Below are 4,751 nucleotides of genomic sequence, written 5' to 3' on the forward strand. Positions count from 1 at the left end.
CCTTGGCCGGAACGTTATCGGCGACTGCTTCTGCCATGACTCAATCTCGTCCTTAAACCGGCATCTGCATGATGTCTTGATACGCCTGAACCAGTTTGTTGCGCACCTGGGTCAGAGCCTGGAACGACACGCTGGCTTTTTGCGAAGCGATCATCACGTCAGTCAGGTCGACGCCGGTCTTGCCGACTTCGAAAGCATTGGCCAACTGAGTGGACGCCTGCTGGGTATCGCTGACTTTGTTGATGGCCTGACCGAGCATGTCGGAAAAGCTGCTGCCGGCCATTTCCGGCACGGCGGAAGTGGTCTTCGGCGAAGACATGGCGTCCATTTTCATGGCCTTCATGTCCATCATCAACCGATTAAATTCAATACCTTGGCTCATGGTCTACTCTCTTGGGCGGCCCGCAATTTTTTGACACTCACTCGGCGGGTACACAGGTATTAGCAACAAGGGTGCCAGCTCGGCGGACTTCTTCCACAAAAGCCAATCGGGGCACCGCGCGAACAGCGAAGCCACCGCAAATCACTGTGGGAGGGGGCTTGCTCCCGAAGACGGGTTGTCAGTCGATATTTATGCAACCGACACGCCGCCTTCGGGAGCAAGCCCCCTCCCACAATGGGTCTGCGGTGGTTTCAGGTGGCGAATAAGTACGCTTCGACATCCATCCCGGCGTCACGCATTTGCGCCAGTTTGTAGCGCAGGGTGCGTGGGCTGATGCCGAGCTTTTCCGCCGCCTCTTTGCGCCGGCCACGTTCGCTGCGCAGGGTATCGATGATCATCTGAAACTCCCGGCGGCGCAGGTCATCGCCCAAGGCACCGGCGGAATCCGCCTCGATCTCGACTTCACGAATCACCGGCGCAGCGGGCGCTGGCGTCGGCAATGTGGCAAACATAACCGGGCCGGACAGGCAGAAATCCTGCGGCTGGATCAAACCGCCCTGCTGCAGAATCAAGGCGCGCTGAATGGCGTTATCCAGCTCACGGACATTGCCCGGCCACGGGTACCCGGTCAGGCACGCCTGTGCCTCGGGCGAGAGTTTTGCCGCCGCGTGCTTCATTTTATTGACGTGCTTGGCCAGCAGGCGCTCGGCCAGCGGCAGGATGTCGGCGGTGCGCTCGCGCAACGGCCGCCAGGCCAACGGAAAAACCGACAGCCGATAGAACAAGTCTTCACGGAAACGTCCCGCCGCCACTTCACCGGCCAGATCACGGTTAGTGGTGGCGACCACGCGAATATCCAGGGTGATCGGCTTGCGCGCGCCAACGCGCTCGACTTCGCGCTCTTGCAGGACGCGCAGCAGTTTGGCTTGCAGGCCCAGCGGCATTTCGGAAATTTCGTCGAGCAGAATGGTGCCGCCGTCCGCCTGCTCAAACTTGCCGGCCTGAGCGGCAATGGCGCCGGTGAACGAGCCTTTCTCGTGCCCGAATAATGTCGCTTCGAGCATGTTGTCCGGAATCGCCGCGCAGTTGATCGCAATGAACGGTTGATTGGCGCGATGGGATTGCTGGTGAATGTAGCGCGCCAGCACTTCTTTACCGGTGCCGGACTCGCCGGAGATCAGCACCGTGGAATCGCTACGCGCGACGCGTGCCGCTAACTCAAGAAGCTGAGCGCTGGCCGGTTCGACCGCAATCGGCCCTTCGCTTTCGCACGCGCCGAGATTGCCCAGCGCATGCCGCGCGACCAGATCCAGCAACGCTTTGGGCTCAAACGGTTTGACCAGATAATCCGCCGCGCCCTGGCGCATCGCATCCACCGCGCGCTCGACTGCGCCGTGGGCAGTCATCAGCAACACCGGCAATTGCGGTTGGCGCGAGCGCAGCAGCGCGAGCAATTGATGACCATCCATGCCGGGCATATTGACGTCGCTGACCACCAGACTGAACGCTTCTCGCGCCACCGCCGTCAACGCTTCTTCAGCGCTGCCGACCGCATGGTAATCATGCCCGGCCAGCAACAGCGTGTCGGTCAGCGCTTCGCGCAACGAGCGGTCGTCCTCGACCAGCAAAACCTTGATGCCCATGGCGATCACTCAGCTCCTTGTACTGCGGAAAACAGCGGCAGGATCACCTGCGCACACGTGCCGCGCCCGACTCGCGAACGCAGCAGCAATTCTCCCTGATGCGCACGGGCGACCGCTTTGACCACGGTCAGGCCGAGGCCAGTGCCGGTCACTTTAGTGGTGAAAAAAGGTTCGCCGAGACGCGCCAGAACAGCGGGTTCGATACCGCTGCCGCTGTCACTGACGCTGATGCGCAAGGTGTTGTCGCGGGCGTAGCAATGCACTTTCAGGCGCACGTCACCGGGACTGGCCTGAATGGCGTTTTCGATCAGATTCAGCAGCGCGCCGACCAGCGTGTCGCGGTTGCACAGTAACTCGCCGGCATGACTGTCGCACTGCCAGCGGATCGGCAGATCCTGCACATGGGTCAGCGCGGCGGCTTGCAGCGATTGCATCAGGGCATTCGGCGTCAGGCGATCGGTCAGCGGCAGCTCGCCACGGGCGAACACCAGCATGTCGCGCACCTGGTGCTCCAGCTCGTGCAGGCGTTCTTTCAGGCGCCCGGCGAAACGTTGTTGAGTGGCGACCGGCAATTCCTGCTCAGTCAAATGACTGGCGTACAGCAATGCGGCAGACAGTGGCGTACGGATTTGATGGGCCAGCGAAGCAACCATGCGTCCCAGCGACGACAGACGCTCGTGGCGCGCCAGTTGATCTTGCAGATGACGGGTTTCCGTCAAATCGTTGAGCAGCACCAATTGCCCCGGCTCGGCATCCAGCGAGCGGGTGGCAATCGACAAGCGTCGACCGTTTTTCAGAGAGATTTCATGGCCATCGTCTTCACGCGGCGCGAAGCAGCGGGCGATGACGTGGCGCCACAATTCGCCTTCCAGCGGCAGGCCGAGCAACTCGATCGCGGCCGGATTGGCTTCGACGACAATGCCGTGACCGTCAATCACAATGACGCCACCGGGCAACAGATCGAGGAGGTTTTGCAGACGGTTGGCCAGGCGTTCTTTTTCCGCCAGTTCCTGCATGCGCTGGGCGCTGACCACGGCCAGTTCACCCTTGAGCTCGGTGACCCGCGCTTCAAGCATGCTGTAGGAGTCGGTCAGTTGGCTCGACATCTGATTGAACAGCGCGAACGACTGCTCAAGACCCTGCCGGCTGGCCTGCTCTACGGACGAGGATGATGCCTCGGATCGGGAGGCAGAAGAGATCGGGGCGGCGTGGGGCATTGTGGTCTCTCGCGTGGCTGACCGTCAGTTAAACGGAACGTTGCGAGGGATGTAGCAATACCCGTGCCTAAAAAAAACTGCTTACAAATGAAGCAGTTGAAAAACAGGCGTCAATCCTCCGCCTGTTCGTCTCCGTCGCGGCGGCTCATGCCGTACTTGCGCATCTTCTCCACCAGCGTGGTGCGGCGAATACGCAGACGCTCGGCCGCACGCGCCACGATGCCATTGGCGTCGTCCAGCGCTTGCTGAATAAGGCCTTGTTCGAGACCACCGAGGTAGTCCTTCAAATCCAGGCCTTCCGGCGGCAGCAAGGCGTTGGCGGTGAAGTCCGGGGTATGACCGTTGATGGCCACGCGCTCTTCGAGATCACTGCGCAGGCTGTCGACCAGCTGTTCGTCTTCGTCGTCGACGTAGCGGAATTTCTTCGGCAACTCGACCACGCCGATCACCCCGTACGGGTGCATGATCGCCATGCGCTCAACGAGGTTGGCGAGTTCGCGGACGTTGCCCGGCCAGCCGTGACGGCACAGCGACATGATCGCCGCCGAATTGAAACGGATCGAGCCGCGCTTTTCGTGTTCCATGCGCGAGATCAGTTCGTTCATCAGCAGCGGGATGTCTTCGACGCGCTCACGCAGCGGCGCCATCTCGATCGGGAACACGTTCAGGCGATAGTAGAGATCTTCGCGGAAGGTGCCGATCTCGATCATGCTTTCGAGATTCTTGTGGGTCGCGGCGATGATGCGCACATCGACGCTCTGGGTCTTGTTGCTGCCCACGCGTTCGAAGGTGCGTTCCTGCAGGACGCGCAGCAGTTTGACCTGCATCGGCAGCGGCATGTCGCCGATTTCGTCGAGGAACAGCGTCCCGCCGTTGGCCAGTTCAAAACGGCCGGCACGGCTGGTGATCGCGCCGGTGAAGGCGCCTTTCTCGTGGCCGAACAGTTCGCTTTCGAGCAGCTCTGCCGGGATCGCCCCGCAGTTGACCGGCACAAACGGCGCGTCGCGACGCTTGGAATGGTAATGCAGGTTACGCGCGACCACTTCCTTGCCGGTGCCGGACTCGCCGAGGATCAGCACGCTGGCGTCGGTGTCGGCGACTTGCTGCATCATCTGGCGCACGTGCTGAATCGCACGGCTGGTGCCAACGAGGCTGCGGAACAGGTTGGGTTCGCGATGGCGACCGCGCTCGCGGGCCTGGTCGTACATCTCGCGATAGACCTGGGCACGGTGCAGGGAGTCGAGCAATTTGCTGTAGCTCGGCGGCATTTCCAGGGTCGACAACACCCGGCGGCGCTGGTCTTCCGGCAAGTCGACGGAAGAATTATCGCCCATCAGCAAGACGGGAAGGAACTCATCCCAGCTTGAGAGTGTCTTTAACAAGCCCAAAAGCGCGCCAGGAGCATTAACCGTCCCGATCAGTACGCAAATGACTTCACGACTAGACGACAAAGAGCCGACTGCCTGCTGCCAGTCATGGCTGCCGCAGGGTAAATTTTCTTCGCCGAGA

General features: G+C 61.1%; 4 protein-coding genes. All 4 read right to left on the bottom strand.

Annotation, left to right across the window (positions count from 1 at the left end):
- Positions 1–52: 52 nt before the first annotated feature.
- Positions 53–382 carry a flagellar hook-basal body complex protein FliE gene (gene fliE, locus ACIP1X_RS27800; protein ID WP_053118352.1) on the bottom strand — a complete coding sequence of 110 codons (330 nt, stop codon included), beginning with the start codon at positions 380–382 and terminating at the stop codon, positions 53–55.
- A 251-nt stretch (positions 383–633) separates the two neighbouring features.
- The gene (locus tag ACIP1X_RS27805; RefSeq protein ID WP_400755873.1) at positions 634–2,025 is read right to left on the bottom strand and encodes a sigma-54-dependent transcriptional regulator; all 1,392 of its coding nucleotides are present in this window, start codon (positions 2,023–2,025) and stop codon (positions 634–636) included.
- A 5-nt stretch (positions 2,026–2,030) separates the two neighbouring features.
- Positions 2,031–3,242, bottom strand: coding sequence for a sensor histidine kinase (locus ACIP1X_RS27810; RefSeq protein ID WP_400755871.1), 1,212 nt, complete (start codon positions 3,240–3,242; stop codon positions 2,031–2,033).
- A 110-nt stretch (positions 3,243–3,352) separates the two neighbouring features.
- Positions 3,353–4,751: sigma-54 dependent transcriptional regulator (locus tag ACIP1X_RS27815; RefSeq protein ID WP_400755872.1), on the bottom strand; the 1,399-nt coding region annotated here is incomplete at its 5' end.

It is taken from the genome of Pseudomonas sp. NPDC088885, assembly GCF_044750025.1.
Lineage (GTDB): Bacteria > Pseudomonadota > Gammaproteobacteria > Pseudomonadales > Pseudomonadaceae > Aquipseudomonas > Aquipseudomonas rustica.

Bases quoted from the DNA above. Each gene is read 5' to 3' on its own strand.
- fliE (WP_053118352.1), bottom strand. From the start codon at position 382: ATGAGCCAAGGTATTGAATTTAATCGGTTGATGATGGACATGAAGGCC.
- ACIP1X_RS27805 (WP_400755873.1), bottom strand. From the start codon at position 2,025: ATGGGCATCAAGGTTTTGCTGGTCGAGGACGACCGCTCGTTGCGCGAA.
- ACIP1X_RS27810 (WP_400755871.1), bottom strand. From the start codon at position 3,242: ATGCCCCACGCCGCCCCGATCTCTTCTGCCTCCCGATCCGAGGCATCA.